17 protein-coding genes and 2 pseudogenes are annotated in these 22380 nt (G+C 50.1%); 10 read left to right on the plus strand and 9 right to left on the minus strand.

The features are described from left to right. Nucleotides 1-89: 89 nt before the first annotated feature. The 5 genes from ABIC22_RS07055 to ABIC22_RS07075 all read right to left on the minus strand — a co-directional run bounded on the left by ABIC22_RS07055 (nucleotide 90) and on the right by ABIC22_RS07075 (nucleotide 2998). On the minus strand, nucleotides 90-1073 hold the full coding sequence (locus ABIC22_RS07055) for an anti-sigma factor domain-containing protein (RefSeq protein ID WP_354479667.1): 984 nt from the start codon (nucleotides 1071-1073) through the stop codon (nucleotides 90-92). After that, entirely contained in the window at nucleotides 1070-1666 is a 597-nt protein-coding gene (locus ABIC22_RS07060) for an RNA polymerase sigma factor (RefSeq protein ID WP_127539201.1), read from the minus strand. Before ABIC22_RS07060 ends, ABIC22_RS07055 begins: the two co-directional genes overlap by 4 nt. 521 nt (nucleotides 1667-2187) lie before the next feature. Further along, entirely contained in the window at nucleotides 2188-2505 is a 318-nt protein-coding gene (locus ABIC22_RS07065; RefSeq protein ID WP_246058503.1) for a hypothetical protein, read from the minus strand. A gap of 233 nt (nucleotides 2506-2738) precedes the next feature. Further along, a complete protein-coding gene (locus tag ABIC22_RS07070) occupies nucleotides 2739-2843 on the minus strand; it encodes a YjcZ family sporulation protein (RefSeq protein WP_212677023.1) in 105 nt (34 codons plus the stop codon). Between the two features lie 50 nt (nucleotides 2844-2893). Further along, a complete protein-coding gene (locus ABIC22_RS07075) occupies nucleotides 2894-2998 on the minus strand; it encodes a sporulation protein YjcZ (RefSeq protein ID WP_192262833.1) in 105 nt (34 codons plus the stop codon). 391 nt (nucleotides 2999-3389) lie between these two features. On the opposite strand from ABIC22_RS07075, the gene ABIC22_RS07080 reads away from it, so the two are divergent. Beyond that, nucleotides 3390-3791, plus strand: a complete 402-nt coding sequence (locus tag ABIC22_RS07080; protein WP_354479672.1) for a helix-turn-helix domain-containing protein — start codon at nucleotides 3390-3392, stop codon at nucleotides 3789-3791. 47 nt (nucleotides 3792-3838) lie between these two features. Next, nucleotides 3839-4945: a PsbP-related protein gene (locus ABIC22_RS07085; RefSeq protein WP_127539199.1), complete on the plus strand. Its 1107-nt coding sequence runs from the start codon at nucleotides 3839-3841 to the stop codon at nucleotides 4943-4945. 86 nt (nucleotides 4946-5031) lie between these two features. On the opposite strand, the gene ABIC22_RS07090 is transcribed toward ABIC22_RS07085, so the two are convergent. Then, nucleotides 5032-5358, minus strand: coding sequence for an MTH1187 family thiamine-binding protein (locus tag ABIC22_RS07090; protein WP_095291795.1), 327 nt, complete (start codon nucleotides 5356-5358; stop codon nucleotides 5032-5034). Between the two features lie 753 nt (nucleotides 5359-6111). Between ABIC22_RS07090 and ABIC22_RS07095 the strand changes: the two genes are divergently transcribed. From ABIC22_RS07095 to ABIC22_RS07110, 4 genes are all read left to right on the plus strand, one after another. After that, nucleotides 6112-8445, plus strand: a complete 2334-nt coding sequence (locus tag ABIC22_RS07095; protein ID WP_127539198.1) for a ribonucleoside-diphosphate reductase subunit alpha — start codon at nucleotides 6112-6114, stop codon at nucleotides 8443-8445. Nucleotides 8446-8816: 371 nt separating this feature from the next. Further along, entirely contained in the window at nucleotides 8817-9848 is a 1032-nt protein-coding gene (locus ABIC22_RS07100; protein WP_095361526.1) for a ribonucleotide-diphosphate reductase subunit beta, read from the plus strand. A 153-nt stretch (nucleotides 9849-10001) separates the two neighbouring features. Beyond that, nucleotides 10002-10973, plus strand: a complete 972-nt coding sequence (locus tag ABIC22_RS07105; protein ID WP_354479676.1) for an SMI1/KNR4 family protein — start codon at nucleotides 10002-10004, stop codon at nucleotides 10971-10973. Nucleotides 10974-10990: 17 nt separating this feature from the next. Then, a complete protein-coding gene (locus tag ABIC22_RS07110; RefSeq protein WP_354479679.1) occupies nucleotides 10991-12025 on the plus strand; it encodes an aminoglycoside phosphotransferase family protein in 1035 nt (344 codons plus the stop codon). 117 nt (nucleotides 12026-12142) lie between these two features. Here the strand turns inward: ABIC22_RS07110 and ABIC22_RS07115 are convergent. Together ABIC22_RS07115 and fosB are read right to left on the minus strand one after the other, a co-directional pair. Next, a pseudogene (locus ABIC22_RS07115) lies at nucleotides 12143-13956 on the minus strand (S9 family peptidase). A 136-nt stretch (nucleotides 13957-14092) separates the two neighbouring features. Further along, nucleotides 14093-14512: a metallothiol transferase FosB gene (fosB, locus tag ABIC22_RS07120; RefSeq protein WP_127539194.1), complete on the minus strand. Its 420-nt coding sequence runs from the start codon at nucleotides 14510-14512 to the stop codon at nucleotides 14093-14095. 155 nt (nucleotides 14513-14667) lie between these two features. Between fosB and ABIC22_RS07125 the strand changes: the two genes are divergently transcribed. From ABIC22_RS07125 to ABIC22_RS07140, 4 genes and pseudogenes are all read left to right on the plus strand, one after another. Beyond that, nucleotides 14668-15567, plus strand: coding sequence for an SDR family oxidoreductase (locus ABIC22_RS07125; protein ID WP_154896586.1), 900 nt, complete (start codon nucleotides 14668-14670; stop codon nucleotides 15565-15567). 192 nt (nucleotides 15568-15759) lie between these two features. After that, nucleotides 15760-17371, plus strand: a pseudogene (locus tag ABIC22_RS07130) (gamma-glutamyltransferase family protein). A gap of 424 nt (nucleotides 17372-17795) precedes the next feature. After that, the gene (locus tag ABIC22_RS07135; protein WP_354479684.1) at nucleotides 17796-18803 is read left to right on the plus strand and encodes a BMP family lipoprotein; all 1008 of its coding nucleotides are present in this window, start codon (nucleotides 17796-17798) and stop codon (nucleotides 18801-18803) included. A gap of 26 nt (nucleotides 18804-18829) precedes the next feature. After that, on the plus strand, nucleotides 18830-20482 hold the full coding sequence (locus ABIC22_RS07140) for a methyl-accepting chemotaxis protein (protein ID WP_354479686.1): 1653 nt from the start codon (nucleotides 18830-18832) through the stop codon (nucleotides 20480-20482). Nucleotides 20483-20627: 145 nt separating this feature from the next. On the opposite strand, the gene ABIC22_RS07145 is transcribed toward ABIC22_RS07140, so the two are convergent. Beyond that, the gene (locus ABIC22_RS07145; RefSeq protein WP_354479689.1) at nucleotides 20628-22301 is read right to left on the minus strand and encodes an NAD(P)H-hydrate dehydratase; all 1674 of its coding nucleotides are present in this window, start codon (nucleotides 22299-22301) and stop codon (nucleotides 20628-20630) included. Nucleotides 22302-22380 lie beyond the last annotated feature (79 nt).

The raw sequence follows: 22380 nt of genomic DNA on the forward strand, positions 1-22380 counted from the left end.
TATGTGCATATCTCCATTTGTAGTCATGCTCCAAGCTAAAAAAAGACTGTTTCCCGCAGGAAACAGCCTCGTATCATCACTTATTCTACTTATCCTTCAATCTTGGCAGCCAGAATCATCGTCCCCCGAGGCTGGTCACCCATCGCATCCGGTTCCAGAGTAATGGCAACTGTGTCATAGTCATTGACTGAATCCAATGTGTAGTACACCGCACCCGTGCCATCATGGCTAAGGAACGTTCCGGCATTCTGAGGTGTATCCCCCTTGATCAGCCATACCTGGAATGCTTCGTTCCCTTCCAGATCAGGTAAATTCTCTGCCTGCACAACCAGATGTGTACCCTTATCGTCAATGACGATGGTCGCCAGTCCATTCGCCACGATGTCCTGTGCTGCAGGGCTAAGCTTCACGGCTTCGCCCATGCGCACGGAGCGCGATGGCTCCTGCACAGCCGCAAGCTGCTGCTGCAGCTCTTCATTCTGCGCCTTTGCCTGTGCGAGCTGCTCCTGTGCAGCTGATGAGCCGGCCGCTTGCTGCTTGAGTGCATCGATTCGGCTCTGCAGCTGCGCAGCGTAGATGCCGAGCACCAGCGCCGCCGCAGCAAGGCCGGCGCTGGCTACACGCCAGGCGCGGCTGCTGCGTGCACGCGCGCGCCCTTGCTGCTGCCACGGCTGTGCCTGTGCAGCCTCTTCTGCCCGGGCTGCAGGCACCGCCGTGTTCGGCGGCATGCCCTGCCCGGGCTGCGCCGCATCTGCGTGCTGCGGCGCCGGGGTTGCCTGAAGCACCTCGGGTGCTTCAGGCTCCGCAGGAGCAGCCGCCGGCTTCGCCTCGGCGCTCTCCTGCGCGCTGCCGAGCACGTTGCCCAGCACACGTGCCCGCATACCCGGCGGCGGCGCAACTGGTTCCGCCGCGAGTGGCAGGGAGCCGGTGACTTCCTGCAATTCCTTCACTTCCTGGCGGCATGCTTCGCATGTAGCCATATGTGCCTCAAATGCTTCCACTTCCTCGGCTTCCAGTCCGCCCAGCACATACATCGGTGCCAGATCAGACCACTCTTCATGTCGCTCTATCATGGATGTATGCCCTCCCTTCCCGCGTCTGGCTGCAATTCAGCATCGGCTAGCAGCTTCTGAAGCTGCTTCATTGCTAGCCTGACCCGGCTCTTGACCGTACCCAGCGGTATCCCGTATCGGCTGGATACTTCCTGCTGCGTTAATCCCCCGTAATATATGGATTCAATAACCTGCTGCTGATCGCTATTCAATTGAGATAAGGCTTCCCTGATTCGGGTCCCTTCCCACTTCCGTTCCACTTCTTGTTCCGTATTGGTTTGTTCGTCGGCATACGCTGCCAGAGATTCGTTCTCTACCGCCGTTGTGGCGGCACCTTTCGATTTGCGCCTCAGCATATCCACTGCAATGTTTCGCGTTATGGCAAACATCCATGTAGTTAGCTTCCCCTGGGAGGCCTCGTATCGTTCTGCGTTATTCCAGACTCGCAGGAACAGTTCCTGTACAGTTTCTTCTGCCGTCATTGGATCACCTACGATCCGGTAAGCAAACGAATACACTGCCCGCTCATAGCGGTCATATAAAAGCTCCAGTGCAGATGCATCCCTCTCTGCGATCTGTTGCATTAACCTGCTGTCCTCCATTGATTCAGTCATGCGAGGGCCCCTTTCTTGATCTCCCTCAACATTATAACCTACGAAAAAACATTTGAAGAGGATTACCTTATGGAAGAAAAAATCTGAAAACCTTTCATGAATTTTCCTCGCAATACACTTCACCCTTCCTTTATCTTGCAAAAAATTACAGACTGTGGTATACTCTTAAAGTTGGTATTAAACCTCAACTGATTTTCTATCTTCTTTTAACCCCGGAATATTTTCTTCATGCTGCGACCGCAGCGAATATGTACAACCAACCTATGGAGATTGAAGAACCTGAATCACAATAACCCGGTATAACAGAGTTTCACAAGATTTTCCCATTCACACTGGCGCGGTCATCGGAGCCGCAAGGACAAAAGAGAGGTAGGGCTTTTGTTGTTTTGGAAGTCACTTATTCTTGAGAAGATTGAAAACATACACAAACCAAGCACCCGGAATTGGGTTCCGGGTGCTTTTCCATGTCTGATTACATATTTTTAAATTTAATTATCCGAGCTTTGTCGACAAGTTCTTACTTAGATGAACATGGTTTTGGAGATAATGACGAGCAGGATGAACAGCACCAGAATGGTACCCATGGATCCCCAGCTTCCCCCACCGTGACCATAAGAAGTTCCACAGCCTTTGCTGTAACCATAACCGTGCACCATTGGAGCCTGGTTCGCATGGTGTCCGTACCCGTATCCATATCCGTATCCAAGCGGCATTGTTCCGCAGCCGTAACCGTACATTTCGTGACCTGTGTATGGGTAACCCTGCATGTGTTCATGACCTCCCATATGTCCGTATACGTGTCCCTGTCCGTTCGGTGAATTCGGTTTAACTTCGCTCATTGTTCATTCCTCCTTAGCATTTGCCTACACCCCTAAGCTATGTATTTTGCCTACGGCTGGACCGGGCTATGGCCCTCATTAGGATAAAATGGGCACTTTTCGCCTTGGACTGGCGTGGATATTTACTTGTGTTTTTTAATCTGATTTCTGTATGCTTCTTCTATCCCAGCCACCCGTCCAGCTTGTCCACAGCCTAAAAAAACCCTGCCGGGTAACCGGCAGAGTTCGCTATATTACACCCAGAAAGATTTAGTGATGATGACGAGGAGAATGAACAGAACCAAGATGGCTCCAGTCGATGTCCAGCCGCCGTATCCTACGCCTCCGACTTCGCTCATGGAGAACCCCCCTTTACCAGAGAATTCGTGTTTGGGGCTAATAAATGCTATTATACCCAGAAAGATTTAGTGATGATGACCAACAGGATGAAGAGAACCAAAATGGCACCAGTCGATGTCCATGCTCCGCCGTATCCACCTACAACTCCACTCATGTAAAACCCTCCTTTGATTTGAGGTACAGTTCACTATATGCAGAAGTCCTTTCCCAGACCGGGCTCTAGACAAAAATGGGCTGGTGTCCACGACCGTATAAGCATCCTAATTTATTTAACAACTACTTAGATACGGATTCCTGTTCTCTATATTGCATATTTCAACAACCAATAGTTCTTTGGATAGATGCACATGTTTGAACTTAATTATTTATATAGTGGAGCTAACTACATAACTCCATTTAAAATTGATGCACAAATATTACCATAATGGTATTATTTATAGGTTGATCTGTTGATTAATTGTTCCAAAATTACCTTTTTGGTAATTTTATATTCTCTTTTATTTAGTAATGTTATTATTTTACTATTCAAGTGGAAAGGAGTCTTTATGCCTACTTTGGGTGAGCGCATTAAATATCTAAGAGAAATGAAGGGGTATTCACAGAAGGAATTGTCAGAAAAAACTGATCTCACCATAGTCCAATTGTCCCGGTATGAAACCAATCACAGAAAACCTGATCCTGAAGCTTTATGTCGTTTAGTAAAGACTTTGGACACCAGTGCAGATTATCTTATCGGTCTAAGTCCCGAGTCGTCATTAGCACCCCCGATTAGGAATCTAGATCAAGAATTCACTTCATATCTGGATCATCCTGTACATGGGACCTTCTTAAAGAGTTTTCTTAATGCACCTGATCAGCTTAAAAACGAAACCCTGCAATTTTTCAACTTTATTATGAGTAACTACGAGAACTCAACTCTGGAGCACCGTAAACACACGATGACTTAAGAAAAAATCTCATCCGATGAGAAGCACATTAGGGGATATTAGAGATCATGAAAAAACTTATTACGATTCTGGCATTAACTGCATTGCTTAGTGCTTGCGGTAATTCAGAAACAACCAAAACAGCAGACACACCAACTACAGAAACAACAAGTGCAACGGAAACTGTCTCAGCCGAGGCTAAGACTACCAAATACACTACATACAGTGGGGAAAGCTTCTCATTTTCTTATCCAGATCACTGGAAAAGCGTAGATACAAGTCAAATGAATGCAGCAGTCAAAGCTGCATTTTCAGACCAGTCAACATCATCACAATTTGCAGATAACATTAATTTCACCATCGAATCCAGCCCATCGGGTTCAATTAACCCTGAAGAGTTCGCCAATAATGTTGTAGACTATTACACACAAAATGGTGAATCCATTGGCATTTCCAATTATAAGAAGGTTAGTTATACCAATAAACCCTACAAGGAATATAACGCAGGTGTTTTGGAAGGGAACTATACACACACTTCCGGCACCGATATAGTTCTCGTCCAGTACATGATCCCGACTAATAGTGAACTCTACACCATGACGATAACCTCTTCCAAAGATTCTTATAATCAGGATACCGTTAACGAAATCATTAATTCCCTAAGTATCTCTGCTCCTTTGGAACAGACTGCTGGGAGCACGGTTGCTGAAAGCACAGCTGCAAATTTCTTCAATGATCTAACACCTTTTATCACAGATAACACAGCTGTATTAGATCAGGCTTCTTACGATTTCATTGCCGGCAATAGCGACTTGTTCCCTGCAAGTACAGCGGATCTTCGCAAAAAGGCAAAAGGTCTTGTTGACTCCAAAGTTACAACCAGACATCTGAATAAAAACGTGGCTAACTATTATGAGGATTTCGTCAGTGTCAGCGGACAAGTCATTCAGGTTGAAGAGGATAACTCTCTCGGATCAACTTTTTCCATTGTTCTTGTTATGGATGATAACGGTAACTATGTTACAGCACTATACCCAGCAACAACTGGAGATTTACTTGATGGAGATTACGCTACCGTAATCGGTGCACCTATTGCCAACTACTCATTCCAAAATGTCGGAGGCGGTTTTACCAATTCCACGTTGATTGGAGCTTCACTGGTAATCGCTGAATAATTCCTTGCACAAATAAGAACTCAACCTAGAAGGTTGAGTTCTTTCCGTTCAAAAAGTATCAAGTCACTCTAATCCCATCCTAACCCCTAATTCGGACGTACCTCACGGGATGCCAGCTTGTCCTGAACAGATTGCAGCTTCTGTATGCTGGAGGCATCCGGTTTATCCCGCCGATCGTCAATCTTGACGGATGTAGAGACCCGTTGGGCCCCCGATAGAAACGGAGCTTCATGCAGAGCCGCTATGGCTGTGAAGACCTCGTTCAGCGGTCCTTCGATAATAGTGCTCATTGAAGTCAGCTGATATGTAATGCCACGCTGGTTTTCCAATACGGCCTGCATATCGGCCACATAACTGCTTAGACTGGTCGTTCCTGTTCCAATTGGAATTACGGTCACTTCTGCTATTGCCATCCTGCCCCGCCTCCCTTTTTGCTTCGTAGATTACCGTTGTCGCTATATTTAGCGCAATTTTGACTATTTTTATTTTAACAGTTGAAGGCATCACAATTCAAACTGACGTGAAGACGTCATTCCATTTGGACAAAAATTTTTTTTGAATAATCTTCAAATCTTCCAGTCCTTTTCCTTTGCGGATTCATGCCGTAAATGGTATACTCGGAATTACGTTTTAGTGTGCTGAACCTGTTTACAAACACAAGATGTTGGGTTAGAGTAGGATAACAGCAACAAAATGTAGTGACAAAGCGTTTCCCCACTTTTGAAAGTCATCTTCTGCAATCTCGCGAAAAACAGGATGGAATCACCTTCAAAGGCACGTCCCTGTAGGTGAAAATCGATTTCTCGAAACAGAACTGACGCCGAGGTTAACGGGGCTGTTTGGACTGCACCCGGTTGCCTCTATGACAGTCGCAACTAGATATGGACATAACCTTACATAATAGCACCTTGCGGTCGACATACCATTTGCGACTGTCAGGAAGCCAGTGCATTCATGGGCATTTTCAGGCCGTCAGGCGGGGAGTGCTTTTTATATGATCATGTTCTGAAGCTGCTCCTATGTTACGGGGTCTTTGCATGCGCAAACTGTCACCACCGCAGTCCACCCTGATGTATCTATTTTTTCTCACCGTAAGAAGACACTCAATTCTTTATATAAGAATTTCTCCAATTTATCTCTTAATCATGCGAAAGCGAGGAATATTCATGCCACAAGTTGTGATCAAGCCGAACAACCGCCAGCTTGCCTTTGACGATATGCGTATCTCGGTATATGCCGACCGTATCCTGGAAGGACTGGACATGCTGGACAAGGAACGTTTGGTACGCGGGGTTAACAGCAAACTTCGTCGTGACGAAGTAACCGGAGACGAGATCAGTAACGCTTTTATGATGAGCGCACTGGAACTGGTAACCAAAGAGGAGCCGAACTGGAAATTCGCTGCGGCACGCTCGCTGCTTACTTCCCTTTACAAAAAAGCGGCTACCAACCGTAGATATAAATCTTATCCGGACGAGCCTTACGGTGCATTCCATCCTCTCCTTGTAGACCTTGTGAAAAAAGGCATCTACCGTGAAGAACTACTGGAATGCTACACCAAAGAACAAATTGATGAACTGGCGGAATGTATTGATTACCGCAACGATTTGCTCTTTGACTACATTGGCTTGCTTACACTGGCAGAACGCTATCTCGCACACGACTTTGACGGCAAAGTAATGGAGCTGCCTCAAGAGCGCTACATGGTTATCGCCATGTACCTGATGCACCAGGAGCCTGCAGAGAACCGCATGCATCTGGTTAAGGAAGCTTATTGGGCGATGAGCAACATGTATATGACGGCTGCCACGCCGACCATGTCCAATGCAGGTAAAAAGGTGGCCGGACAACTCTCCAGCTGCTTCATCGATACAGTGGATGACTCCCTTGAAGGCATCTTCGATTCCAATACGGATGTAGCTAGACTTAGCAAAATGGGCGGCGGTATCGGTGTTTACCTCGGTAAAGTCAGAGCCCGTGGTTCGGACATCCGTGGTCACAAAAACACAAGCTCCGGCGTAATCCCATGGATTCGCCAATTGAATAATACAGCAGTTAGCGTAGATCAGCTGGGAACACGCAAAGGGGCAATTGCCGTTTACCTGGACGTCTTCCATAAAGACATTCTGGCGTTCCTGGATCTGAAGCTGAACAACGGTGACGAGCGGATGCGTGCGCATGACGTATTCCACGGCGTATGTCTGCCTGACCTGTTCATGGAACGTGTAGCCAGCCGCGGTGAGTGGAGCCTGTTCTGCCCACATGAAACGAAAAAGATCATGGGCTGGAAAGACGAAAACGGCCGTGCACTCGGCTTGGAAGATTTCTATGACGAATCCTTCGGCGAAGGAACATTCCGCGAAAAGTATGAAGAAGCGGTAAACCACCCACTGTTGTCCCGTATTACGGTACAAGCCATCGATATTATGAAACGTGTCATGAAATCACAGCTCGAAACAGGTACTCCTTATATGTTCTATCGCGATACGGTTAACCGTTCCAACCCGAACAGTGCCCATGGCATGGTATACTCTTCCAACCTCTGTACCGAAATCATGCAGAACCAATCTGCAACGGTAGTAGAAAAAGAAGAGCTTGTAACCAAGGATGGTCAAACACGCATCGTGATTTCCAAAGTGCCTGGCGACTTCGTGGTCTGCAACCTGAACTCCATTCACTTGGCACGTGCCGTGCCTCATAACGTACTGGAGCGTCTGGTACCGATTCAGGTTCGCATGCTGGATAACGTCATTGACATTAACAACATTGAAGTACTGCAAGCCCAATATACTAACAGCCAATACCGTGCCGTAGGTTTGGGTACATTCGGACTTCACCACCTGCTTGCTCTTGAGGGCATCCGTTGGGAATCCGATGAGGCTGTAACCTACAACGATAACCTGTACGAAAAAATCAACTACCTGCTCGTCAAAGCCAGCATGGAACTGTCCAAGGAAAAAGGACACTATCCGAAATTCAAAGGTTCCGACTGGGAGAGCGGCAAATACTTCGAGCAGCGTGATTACACAACGGGTGAGCGCGTAGGCGAATTCGTAACGACCGAACAATGGAAAGAGCTGCAGGCTGAAGTTCAGCAAAACGGTGTACGTAACGCATGGTTGTTCGCGATCGCACCTAATGGTTCAACATCCATCATTGCCGGATCTACTGCCAGTATCGACCCGCTCTATGAGCTGTTGTCCTATGAAGAGAAAACAACGTACAAGATTGCCAACCCGGCACCAGACCTGTCCGACAAAACCATCTGGTACTATAAAACGGCCTTCCTGGTGGATCAGCATGCTTCCATCAACATGGCTTCTGCCCGTCAACGTCACGTCGATCAGGGACAAAGCTTCAACCTGTATGTCCGCCCTGATATCAAAGCAACGGAGTTCCTTGAACTGCACCTGCATGCCTGGAGAGCGGGTCTGAAATCGACCTATTATGTTCGCAGCCGTGCATTGACGATTGAAGAATGTGACTCCTGCGCAAGCTGATCGATAGATTATTAGATTCACGATGACCACCAGGGCATCCTGTTTTGATTGCAAAATGGCGCTGCCCTGGTACTTTTTTGCCCAAATTACGATCACAGCATCCCAGCGATGTTGATATAGATGCCACATATAGAACCCTGATGTATAAATGAACTAAATATTACACCATAACGAAGAGGACAGAACAAAGCTGGAGAAGCGAAGCGCTCGCCTAAAAGCTTTCTGAAAGAAAGCTACTTCGGAAGCATACGCTATCGCGGGATTTTACCCTTTGAAAGAGGGAATCAGAAAATCAGGGGATAACAGCGATCGGAAGGTTGTTCTGTCATTGTAGTTATACAGTGTAAATTCATTCAAGGAGTGAACGGATTATGCAAGTACAGAAAATTTTCAATACAGAAGCACCTAACCAATCGACTCGAATTATTGAAGGTGAATGCTCCGGGATTCTGAACTGGAACGACATTCGTATGCCTCATATGTACAAGCTGTACAAAGTACTGCTGCTCAACCACTGGATCGCTGACGAAATTCCAATGTCCAAGGATGCATCCCAATTCGCCCAACTGGATCCGGAAGAACAGCGTACATTCAAAATCAACATTTCCCTGCTGGCTGTTCTCGATTCCATGCAAACGATGTTTGTAGGTGACGTTAAACGCTACTTCACTGATTCTTCGCTCGAAGCGATCTCGGCCATTATCGGACAACAGGAAGTCGTTCACAACCAATCGTATTCTTACGTGCTGTCCTCCATCGTGTCTGATCGGGAGCAAAAAGAGATTTTTGAATATTGGAAACATGATCCCGTTCTGCTCGACCGTAACCGGTTTATCGCCGATATCTATCAAAGCTTCCGGGACGAGCCGTCTCCACAGACATTCTTCCAAGCCATGGTAGCCGACTTAGTACTTGAAGGTATTTTCTTCTACAGTACATTTGCCTTCTTCTACAACCTGGCTCGTGACCAGAAGATGATGGCAACCAGCCAGATGATCTCTTATATTCAGCGTGATGAGAATCAGCACTGCTACTTCTTCGCTGAAGTGTTCAAACAGCTGCTTGTTGATTTCCCTGAACTGAACACGCCTGAGAACATGGACTATGTCTATAAAACAATCAACCGTGCTGTCGAGCTGGAAACCAACTGGGCACACTACACGCTCAGCAATGTTCGTGGAATTGACCTGAACGAGTTGGAAGATTACATCAAATACATCGCCAACAAACGTCTGCGTCTCATGGGCATGGATAAAGCTTACGAAGGCGTGGATGTAAACTGCATGCCTTGGATCAAGCCTTTCTCTGATGAAGCACTCAATGCCACAAAAACAGACTTCTTCGAGGCGAAATCCCGTAACTATGGTAAAGTCGGCGACGACAACGGATTCGACGATTTGTAAGTTCAGATATAACATACAGAAGACACAGTATATCCATAAAACACTCCCTCTATGGGAGTGTTTTTGTTACGTTTTGTACCCTTCTCCCCATGGATGAAAATTCTGGGATATAATGGAGAAGGTTTGAATCTCCTATTGAAATGAGGCTAAAGGATGGAACGAGAACTGCTTGATCAATTGAATACCTGGCACGAACAGGACCTGTTTGGTCTCATTATCAAACGCATTGAACAGATCCCTGTACCCGATCGGAATTATGACCTGACAGGTCATCTAGCGAGAGCATATAACAATAGCGCACAATACCGTGAAGCCATTCATCAGCTTAAGTCCGTTGAAGAGCAAGGCAAATGGGATCCACTCTGGCAATTCCGTCTGGGTTATGCCTATTACCATATGGCCTTATATGATCAGGCATTGCAAGCATTTGAACAGGCTGACCGGCTTCAGCCCTATGATGATTCGACACTCGAATTTCTGAATTCAACCCGTTCCAAAGTTGTAAAAATGCAGCGGGACCGGCAGCGTCATCTAGAGAAGCTGGCTGAATGGGAACTAAGCGGGATCCAGAACCATCTTAGAGCGGCCTCAGGCTCCTATGATCCCTCCACATTTTGGGAGCAGAGCGACTATGCACAGAGCAGCTATGTTTCTTCTCCTTTTGATGAAAGCCAAATCATCTCTACCGAGCAGGAACTGGGCTACAAACTGCCTGCTTCCTATATTCAATTAATGAACACTCAAAACGGTGGAGTTCCTGCACGTACTGTTTTCCCTACAGAAGAAGCCACATCCTGGGCGGAAGATCATATCGCCATTTCCAGCATCATGGGCATTGGGCATACCAAGTCCTATTCCCTTACCGGAGAATTGGGAAGTCGCTTCATGATTGAGGACTGGGGATACCCTGATCTGGGCATTGTGATCTGCGACTGTCCATCTGCCGGTCATGATGTCGTGATGCTGGATTATCGTTTCTGCGGTCCGCAAGGTGAGCCCTGCGTTGTACATGTAGACCAGGAAGATGACTATGAAATCACTTACCTGGCACCGAGCTTTGAAGCATTTGTTCGTGGACTGGTGGATGAGGAAACGTTCGATCTGGACGAAGAGGACGAGGACTAAACCGGCAGGAGGCCCTTATGACAACCCGAATTTATTTTGCTACCCACAAAATTGGCGATGTTGCATTCTCTTCACTTCAAGAAGCACTCCATGAATTCAACCTGGGAATCCTTGAAGAATACAAACAAACCGAAAAGGGAGTCATGGGCCAGACACTGCTCGTCCGTACCTCTCAAGGGGAGTATATTTTGAAAGGCAACCCGTTGTATGTTGGACAGCTGCAGGAAGAACAGTTTTTCGCCCAGCAGTTAGCTGAGCACACGGCCATTCCTGTGCCCGTCCCCTACCTGCTGCAAAAAAACACGGACTTACTGGGCTGGAGTTACGCGATCATGCCTCGTTTACCGGGAAAACACCTGTATGATTCTTCGCTCCAGGCCGCACTCGGACAGGATGACCAAGAAGAGATTGCCTCCATGCTCGCACATAGCCTGATCGAACTGCATCGATGGAAAGTACCGGATGCAGGCGAGTATGACCCCATAGCTGAACGAATCGTTCCCTTTGCGGGGACTTATCTCGACTGGCTGTATGGAACCATCCGTCACTGGCTGCTGGATGCGCAGAAGTACTCTGTCATTACGGATGCAGATATAGCTTGGGTGGACGAACAGCTTAGGCTTGCAGAGGCTGCATTTGAGGCCATGCCCGTTCCGGGATTTGTCATGGGCGATTTCAAGGTGGAGAACTTTGTCATCCAGAAGGTTGGCAGCCATGCTTCCGACTGGCGCATTAGTGGCCTGTTTGATTTTACCACCTCCTATTTCGGGGACGGTACGGCAGATCTGACCAAAATGACAGCCATGTATATACATAAAAATCAGCCCGAGCTTGCCAAGCGCTTTCTGTACACTTACCGGGAACTTGTCTGCGCTGATGACGAAGAGCGATGCAAACACTTTGCCGTTCGCTTAGGGATTCATCTGCTGTATCAGCGTATTCTCGTATGGGGTGAAGCCAAAGCAACCAATCGGGTCACATGGGATGCAGATCTGCCTTTTGCAGTCTGGGCGCAGCACTATATCGATTCTGTGCTTAGATTGATTGATTAGAGCAACCGATCTGATGCAACGAATAAGAATAAACCAAAAAAACGGCCGAAATCAGGGACTGCCCCTGCTTCGGTCGTTTTTTATCCTGTCTTGCTAACTAAATTGTTAAACGATAAGTTAAGCTTGGGCCTGCGTTACAGGCGCTTCCTGATGCTTCTGCAGAAACTCCAGCATCCGTCGATACACAAGGATCTCATTCGTCTTTCGGGAGAAGCCATGACCCTCATCGTCCAATACGATATACTCCACGTCTACGCCCTTATCCTGGAGAGCCGCCACGATCTGATCCGATTCGGCCTTCACAACCCTTGGATCATTCGCGCCTTGAATGACCAGCATCGGGTTTACCATCTGGTCAAGGTAAGTGATAGGCGAGTCCTTCGTTAACCGCTCACGGTCGCGAACGGGGTCACCGAGCCAGTTATCCATCATCGGTTTCCAATCCTCAGGGACGGATTCCAGGAACGTAAACAGGTTGCTTGGTCCAAAGATATCGACTGCTGCCCGGAACAGCTCGGGATGGCGGCCAGCAAGCAGCAGCGTCATGTACCCACCATAACTGCCTCCAACCACAAACAGGCGATCCGGTGAGGAGATGCCTTGGTCAAACAGCCAATTTATGCCGGCAACACAGTCAAGCCTTGGCCCCTCGCCCCAGTCCCTCTCTACCATCTTCACAAACTCGGCACCATACCCGGTGCTTCCACGGAAGTTTGGCGCAAAAATATGATAGCCCTGTGCCAGCATCAGCTGGAACATCGGCCGAAAAAACTTGGCTTCCGAGGCCTGTGGTCCACCATGCGGCCAGAACACCGAATAACCGTTGGCCTGCTCCGGCTTGGCTTTAAAAGTGCCTCAATCTCCAGCCCATCATAGGAGTTGTACCGAACCAGGTCAGGATAGACCAGATCATCCGGATCAAGTCCTGTCACCCGGTTGGCCGTTAGTGATTCCCAAGAATCACTCCCCGCAGGCAAACGGTAGATATTATGCGGCTGAATCGCACCCCGGCCAAGAATGTACACATTGCCCGCTTTGGTTACGCGCGTCTGTTCTACCGTATCCAAAGGCATGTCGAGGCGACGCGGCTGCTCAGCATCTTTGCCCAGGATGTACATTCGGTTTTCTGTACCTGTAAGCGTCCAGAAGTACAATGTCTCCGATGCCTTATGCCAGCGAATCATCTCCACGTCCTCCCCTTCAATTTTGCACAAAGGTCGGAACTCGCGGGTATCCAGTCTAAATTCAGCCACATAAGAATATTCTTCCTTATCATTGGTGACGAGCAAAAGGCGATGGTCATCTGCAAATAGAATTTCGGATACCTGGCTCTGTCTCTCCGAATCGGGCAGAATGGATATAATCTCCCCTTCCAAGTGCAGGTGCGCTGTCTGATACGTATTGGAATACATTTTCACAATGACGAAGCTCTTCTCGTCGGGACTTATCGCAACCAAATAGCTCGTCGCCTCTTCCCCGCTGTACAACAGCACATCCTCGCCTGTCTTCAGGTCGCGTCGACGTGAATTGAGATAATTCGGGTTTCCCGCACTCGTCACGTAATACAGTCGCTGTCCATCCTCGGACAACTCCGAGAAATAACAGCGGTCATTCGGCTCAGCAGGCACAATGGGCAGCGGCACGCCACCCTCCGGTTTAAGCGCATATAGATGATAGTTCTCATCGCCGTCCCGATCAAACCCCGTGAGAATATGGCGTCCAAGCGGATCAGGCTTGATAAACTGACTGCTCTGGTTCAAATACGTCAAGGGATACGGGTAGCCACCCGGCAGATCCATCGCCCAAATATTCGGCTCACCGTTTAGATTGCTGTCAAAAAACAAACGTTTCTCGTCAGCCGATACGGCAAAGTGCGAAATGCGATACGTCTGGAAATACTGCTCTACATCCGGTTTGGGAAACTGAAGCATGACAAACCTCCTTGGGAATAAACAAAAGTATTTAACGGTGGTAAATTAAGGTATATTTGTCCATATTACAGGAAATTCCATTGTTTACACAATACTCATGTAAGTTATTCCTCTGCATGGATTCTCTGATCCATTTTTACGTATAAAAAGTCATATGTGGTTTATCTTCACGATAATAATCCAGTCTTTGTTTCATGGTGCCTGTGTGCAGTTCGAACAGATGACCATCAGGATCGGTAAAATAAACAGACCTTGCATCTCTGGGATCGCGCGCTCTGCCAGGAAGAATATCAGCCCCTGCTGCCTTTAGCTCTTGCACAGACTTATCAAACTCCTCTTCTTTCACAGTGAAGGCAATATGTGTATAGGTTCGTTCCGTATAATTGCGAATAACATCCTCCTGATTCAAAGCGATCCAGAGACCAGCCAGGTCAAAATAGGCCAGCTTGTTGCCCTTCACTTGAATTCGGGCACCGAGAGCCTGCTCATAAAAGGTAATGGATCGTTCCAGATTGGATACGGAAAAGCACAGATGATTAATTCCCTGTATATTCACTCGCTCCTGACACCTCCACTATTTTGATTACTACATCCTTATTATGGTATATTTCTCCTTCAAAAAACAAATGACTTCTTCTCTCACCGCACCTTCTTCTGGGCGAACGCATAGCTTAGGCATATCAATGAAAGCTCGAGGAGGATGCAAAGCGAATGAATCCTGTCTACCCTTTTTATGGTGAGAAGACGGTCTGCAAAGAGCAAAAATTGGCATTTCCACCCCAGCACCAAGACCGGCAGCCAGGTCTGGAAACACTCATGGTACCTGAGCCCATTAGCGAGGATCCGGCATATATCGGCAGCTGCAAACTGGATGGCAAAGTGGCCATCATTACGGGTGGGGACAGTGGAATCGGCAGAGCCGCAGCCATTGCTTATGCCAAGGAAGGTGCAGATATTGTCATTGCTTACCTGTATGAACGGACGGATGCCGAGTGGACTCGGGATCGTATTGTAGAGCTGGGCCAGCGCTGTCTGCTCATTGAGATCGACCTTCGGCTGAAGAAAAACTGTGATGCTGTCATTCGTTCTACAATGGAAACCTTCGGGAAAATAGACATTCTGGTCAACAATCACGCGGTGCAGTATGTGCAGCCGAGCATTGTCGACATTACGGAGGAACAGCTCTACCACACATTTCAAACCAATGTGTTCTCCTATTTTTTTCTGATTCAGGCCGCCCTCCCGCACATGTGCAAAGGGGCTTCCATCATCAACACCGCTTCCATTACAGCCTATAAAGGCAATGTGCAGTTGATTGATTACTCCTCCACCAAAGGGGCTGTTGTCTCTCTGACACGCGTACTCGCCAAATCGCTGGCTTCTCAGGGAATTCGGGTCAATTGTGTGGCTCCAGGTCCAATCTGGACCCCTCTCATTCCCTCCAGCTTCTCTGCTGAAGATGTGCAGGTATTTGGAACTGAAACGCCGATGGGTCGTGCTGGCCAGCCATATGAACTGGCAGCGGCCTATGTCTATCTCGCATCGCGTGATTCTTCGTACGTAACCGGTGAGTGCATCCATATCAACGGCGGCGATATGGTGACCACCTAAGGTCAAGTGTTAGTGAAAACCAATAGGTATTAAGCAAAGATATGGTGTACTTACTTAACCGATTTATCGTCCATGTCAGGTTGAATTTGTCAATTCAGCAGGAGAATCATAATCTTGTTCCGAAGTGGGTTAGGAGTTAAGCATCCGGTATACCGGAACCTGACAAGTTGGAACAAGGAGCTGAACCGTCTGATGAACTATGATCCACTCTATCAACCGTACCCCTCTTTTCGTGTGCCCGTCTATGCCAACAAAGGCATCGTCGCCACTTCGCAGCCTCTTGCAGCACAAGCAGGTCTGGATGTGTTAAAAAAAAGGCGGCAACGCCATTGATGCCGCGATCGCAACGGCTGCTGCGCTCACCGTGCTGGAGCCAACGTCCAATGGCATTGGGGGCGATGCCTTTGCCCTCGTCTGGACCGAGGGCAAGCTGCACGGCCTGAATGCCAGCGGTCCTGCGCCTCAGGGCATATCCATTGAGGCGCTCAAGGCGGCAGGCCATTCGGAGATGCCGAAGCTTGGGGTCATCCCGGTGACGGTGCCTGGCGCACCGGCAGGCTGGGCTGAGCTGAGCCGCCGCTTCGGGCGGCTCACGCTGGCGGAAGCGTTGGAACCGGCTATCCGCTACGCGGAGGAAGGTTACCCGCTTGCGCCTGGGCTGGCCCGCCACTGGGCACGGGCAGCGGACATTTATGCACGCCAGGGCGATGCGGCTGCGGGGCGTGCCTGGTTTGAGACATTCGCTCCAGGCGGGCGTGTTCCGGCCGCGGGCGAGATGTGGCGTTCGCCGGATCACGCGGCTACACTTCGCCGAATCGGCGAGAGCAACGCACGTGACTTTTACGAAGGAGAACTGGCGGAGCGCATTCATTCGTTTATGGCAGAGCATGGCGGCTACCTGACCAAAGACGACCTGGCGGCCTTTCAGCCTGAATGGGTCGATCCCATCTCGGTTTCCTATCGTGGCTACGATGTCTGGGAGATCCCGCCAAACGGTCAGGGACTGATTGCCCTCTCAGCGCTCAATCTGCTCAAAGGGTTCGATTTTGAAGAAAAAGAATCCGTGCTCGGGTACCACAGACAGCTAGAAGCGATGAAACTTGCATTCGCCGATGGAGAGAAATATATTACCGAGGAGCGAAAGATGGGCGTGACGGTGAAGGAGCTCCTATCCGAAGCGTATGCGGAAGAGCGGCGCAAACTCATTGGGGACGTGGCACGCATGCCTGAAGCAGGCGATCCAAAAGGAAGCGGTACGGTATACCTCGCTGCGGCTGATGGGGAAGGCAACATGGTTTCCTTCATTCAGAGCAATTATATGGGCTTCGGCTCCGGGCTGGTCGTACCGGGAACAGGTATCGCCCTGCAGAATCGGGGTCATAACTTCTCACTCGATCCGGATCATGCCAACGCACTGGAGCCAGGCAAACGTACGTATCATACGATCATTCCAGGGTTCCTTACGCGCGGCGATGAAGCAGTTGGCCCATTCGGGGTCATGGGCGGTTTCATGCAGCCTCAGGGCCACGTGCAGGTTGTCATGAACACGGTCGACTTCCACTTGAATCCGCAGGCAGCCCTGGATTCTCCAAGGTGGCAGTGGACAAAAGGCAAAACGATATTGGTGGAGACCGGCTTTCCGCAGCATATTGCACAAGCACTTGCCCGTAAAGGGCATGATATTCAGGTTGCTCTCGACCCTTCCATGTTTGGACGCGGCCAGATTATATGGCGTGACCCAGGCAGCGGGGTACTATGCGCTGGCACCGAAAGCCGGACAGACGGATCGGTGGCTGCATGGTAATACAGCTCAGCTTAAAACAGAATTTTTGGTGAGCAGTATCGTAGGCAGAAGCAACCGTAAGCTGACCATTTGCTTCGGCGGCAGGAGAAACCGTTGATATATAGAGGTTCTTCATCGATAAGATGATGATTATTCATGAATACCTATCATCCTCAAGTCACAAGATTTAAGATCAAAAAGGCAAAGAAGAGATCATTCGCTGATCTTTTCTTTGCCTTTTTGGGTTAGATGATCGGCATGGAGATACGGTATGTTAATCAACCCTGCCAGATTTTGTAACAGGAATGAATAAATCATGAAATCGTTTAAGATTTTCGTAAATTTTCATCGTTAACCATAATCCTCATCCTCCTCCTGGCCGATATACATATAGGGCAAAAGACTCACCTCTCACATCACACATCTATAGAAACGAGGGTATAACATGAAAACAAAAAGGGTCACCCAGGCTTTATGGAGCATGATTTTGATTGTCATGGTTTTGATGCTGGGGGCATGTTCTTCCACAGAAAATGAAACGGCAGCGGACGAGCGGACCAAAGTAGGTATTGTCCTTACTGAAGTCGGCCTTGGCGATCGTTCATTCAATGATGCTGCTTTTGAAGGACTGGTTCAGGCCAGAAATGAAAACACGATTCAGTTTGATTATAAGGAGCCTGGAAAAGATCTAACGGCAGAAACAGCATTTGAGCAATTCGCTCAGGATGGTGTGGACTTGATTATCGGACTTAGTGACACCCTTCTGCCCGATCTGGAAAAGGTCGCTCAAAAATATCCGGAGCAGCCGTTTCTTATTGTCGACGGACACTCCGAATTGCCAAACGTGACCTCCATGTCATTCCGCAGTGAAGAAGGCAGTTATCTTGCCGGCATGATCGCTGGCTTCGCGACAACCGAGAATCACGTAGGCTTTTTGGGCGGAATGGAGATTCCTCTTCTCCGCGATTTTCAACAGGGTTTCGAACAAGGGGTGCAGGCCGTTAATCCTGATGCTACAGTTCAGGTCGTTTATGCAGGAGACTTCGGTAATTCGAAGCTTGGCGAGGAGCTGGCAGCGAAAATGATCCAGGAGCAAGACGTCGATGTTATTTATGTCGCAGCAGGCCTCACCGGCGTAGGCTCACTAACCGAGATTCAGAAGTTGGGGAAATACGCCATCGGTGTGGATACGGATCAATTCTTTCTGGCGGAAAAGGCTGTTCTCACCTCCATGCTGAAAAATGTCAATGTCTCCATCTACAACGCTGTTAACACGTTTACGAAAAACAATCACTCCTTCCCCGAGCAGAACATGGTTGAGGGGCTGGCAGAAGATGCCGTAGGCCTGACCGCATTACATAACATCACACTCAGTGCGGAACAGCAGCAAACCTTCGAAGATCGGAAAGCTGAAATCATATCCGGCAAAACCAAAATTATGCTTGAACCCTAAATCGACGGATTAGAGGAGATACGCTTATGAAATTGCAAGGCAAACTGATTATTAATGCGTTAATTTCATTACTTTTATGTCTTGTGTTGGTAGCCTATATCATTTTTCAGTTACTGGGCATCAACGCCAAAAATCAAAACCTGGTGCCTGCCATGCTCAAGGTCAGTGAGCTTAAAGCCAATCAGATTCAGACACAGCAGGCGCTGGATGTGTTCTCTTTCTCGATGACAGCCGGCAATCAGAATGCCGTACGCAGCTTGTTGGACGAAGGTAAAACGATGATTCAAGAACTTACCGAAGGATTACTGGAAACCGATGAACAGCTTCGACTCATGGGGTCCATTCAGACGAAACTGACTGCACTGGATCAGGGGGCAACTGAAGCCATGCAAGCCTTGGACAGCTCGGAAGCCAAACGGTACAGCACACGTGTGCAGGGCATTCAAAATGATATCTACATGCTCGATGAAATAACTAAGGAACGGTATGATCAATACACGATTAATCTGGAACAGGACATTCAGCAGACTTGGCAAATTGCATTGGGCGGCGCTGTCCTCCTGCTCGTCGCTGCCATGCTGTTCAACATGTATACTTCCCGGAAGCTAGCCAAACGTATTGGAGTGCTGAAGAACGCTGCAGGACAGATTGCAGCTGGCGACCTTACCCAGCAGCTGCCTGAAACCCGGGGCAAGGATGAACTGGATGAGCTGAATCGCTCCTTCCGTCTCATGACAGAAAACATTCGCAATATTATCCAATCGATTGATACCGCCGGGAAACGGGTGGATGGCATGGCTCAGGACATTGACCGCGGCAACGACACCATGCAGGCCATTGTGCAGCAGGTCTCTCGTACGACGGAAGAGCTGTCCATCGGCAGCCAGAAGATTGCGGAGGATCTGAGTGAAACGGTGATGGTCGTGGACAAGATGCAGCACACGTTCGGCAGCAACCTTCATGCCACTTCCCAATCGGCGATCCATGGCAACGAGGTGATGAGCACGGTTGAGGAAGGACACACCGCCATTGAGGAGCAGCTTCGCCTCGCTGAAATGAACCGGATCGCCATGGCTGAGGTTGAACAAACTGTGCAGGAGCTGGAAGAAAGCGCAGCGCGCATTACCACGATGACAGGCTATGTGTCCGAGATCGCCAAGCAGACCACGCTGCTCTCCCTGAACGCTTCCATAGAAGCGGCTCGTGCCGGCGAAGCCGGTCGCGGTTTTGCCGTGGTTGCAGGGGAAGTCAACAAGCTCGCAGAGCAGTCTGCACAATCTGTGCAGCATATCTATGCGGCTGTGGGTGAAATCACAAGCGCCATGGACAAGGTGAAAGGTTCTGTGATGCAGAGTATACAGCTCTTCGCTGAACAGGAAAAGGCGACCGGACAAACCCGGGATTCCTTCTCCGCTATTCGTGACAGCGTAGAACAGATCAGTACGGGCATTAACCAGCTAGCCGAAGATATGCAGCTATCCAGTCAGCTAAGTACACAGGTGCAGCAGGCCATTGAAAACATCAGTGCGATTACGCAGCAATCAGCAGCCAGCAGTGAAGAGATTACGGCCTCGACGACTGAACAGCAGCGCTCGTTTGAAGAAGCCAGCATCAAGGTCAAATCGCTGCGTGACATCAGTGAGGAAATGCATCAGGAGCTGCAGCGTTTCCGCTTGTAATGGAATGCCTCAGCCTCAATAGTCTAAACAAGAAACCTCCACTTCTCTTGGTATGAGAGAAGTGGAGGTTTTTAATGAGCGTGCGAATACACAGATTATTATTCAGGTCACCCGTAGAGATTAAGGCTCTCTCAAGAAGATCGCGTCACAGGGCGTCAATGATGTCTCCTGCCAGCAGAGACGCCGGGTCGCCGCGCCGCTGCGCAGCCTGCTCGGCGGCCTGGCCGTGCAGGTATACACCAAAAGCGGCGGCCTGCTCCGCACTGAGTCCTTGAGCGAGCAGACCGGCGATGATGCCGGTCAATACGTCCCCGGCGCCGCCCGTTGCCATGCCGGCGTGCCCGGTGGTGTTAATGTACGCCTCGCCGGAAGGCGTTGCGATGACCGTTCGTGCTCCTTTGAGCACCAGGGTCACGCCCTGCTCGCGGGCGTACCGTGCAGCGTGACCAATTCGGTCACGCTGCACTTCGGGGGTCGGCATGCCCAGCAGGCGGCCCATCTCTCCGGGGTGCGGCGTCAGAATGGTCGCCGCACTTCGCCGGCCCCAGTCGCGAGGCCCGGTTGGGCCCGCGTCTGCAAGCATGTTGAGAGCGTCCGCGTCGATGACGAGCGGGCGATCCGTCTGCTGCCACAGGCGGCGCAGCCAGCCGGTGTCGCCCTCGAAGCGGCCGAGGCCTGGCCCGGTTGCAATCACGTCGCGGGTCTCCGCAAGACGAAGCACGGCTTCGGCGGAAGCCGCGTTCCACTCGCCGCTGTCGCCATCTGCGGCGGCTGCGAGCATGAGCTCAGGCACACTGCCGATGACATGCGGCAGCAGTGCCGCCGGCAGCGCCCATGTGGCGAGTCCGCAGCCAGCGCGCAGCGCAGCCTTGGCCGAGAGCAGACCTGCGCCGCTCATCGGCAGACTGCCTGCGGCCAGCAGTACGTGGCCGTAGGTACCCTTGTGCCCGTCAGGTGCCCGCAGACGATCCGTGTCCACCTTCAGGGCACCGCGCATCACTTCCTCCGTCAACAGACGAACGGAAGGACCGTGCTCCGGCGCAAGTCGTGCCGGAATGCCGATGGCGCGCACCACGATGCGCCCTGCGGCCGTCGCGCCCGGATACTGTACAAGTCCGCGCTTCAGCAGCGCGAGGCATACAGTCACCCGGGCTTGAATGCAAGGCTCGTATACCTCCCCGGTGTCGGCATTCAGCCCGCTTGGCACATCGGCGGACACGACCGGCTTGCCGCTGTCGTTCGCCGCCTCAATCAGCGCCGCGTAAGCTCCCCGCGGCGCCCCTTGCGAGCCGGTGCCCAGCAGTGCATCCACGATGCCTGTGCACCGGCTGAAGTCCACGGCTTCACGGCCGTGGACAAGGGCAGGGATGCCGAGCTGCGCAGCGGCATCCCGCTGCACTGCGGCTTCGCCCCGCAGTGACTCGGGCGCATCGGCGTAGATCAAGGTCACGCCGAGCCCCGCTTCAAGCAGATGGCGGGCCGCAACCAGCCCGTCCCCGCCATTATTGCCCTTACCGATCAGCATGTACCAGTGCTGATCAGCGGGGTGCGCCATCACCAGCGCCGGATCGGCGATGATGTCGCCCCCGGAACCTTGGCGATCACCGGGCCCGGTATGTGACCGCTGTGCCTCTCCCTGCTCCCGGTGCCTTTTGTGCTCAACAACCCTACTGCCCGCAACCTCTTCCCGGCACAAGGCGATAACTTCCTCCGCAATGGCTCTGCCCGCGTTCTCCATCAGACTCGCAGCAGGAATGCCCAGCTTGTGGATGGTGTGCTCATCTACAGCTCGCATCTGTTCAGCGGTGACGATAAACAAGGTTCATCCCTCCCCGGTGAGTAACTTCTCATTCTGCGTTTGGCATCATTCAATTCTACTAGCTCCCGGCACACTTTCC

The sequence above is a fragment of the Paenibacillus sp. PvP094 genome (assembly GCF_040546835.1).
GTDB classification, from domain to species: Bacteria; Bacillota; Bacilli; order Paenibacillales; family Paenibacillaceae; genus Paenibacillus; species Paenibacillus illinoisensis.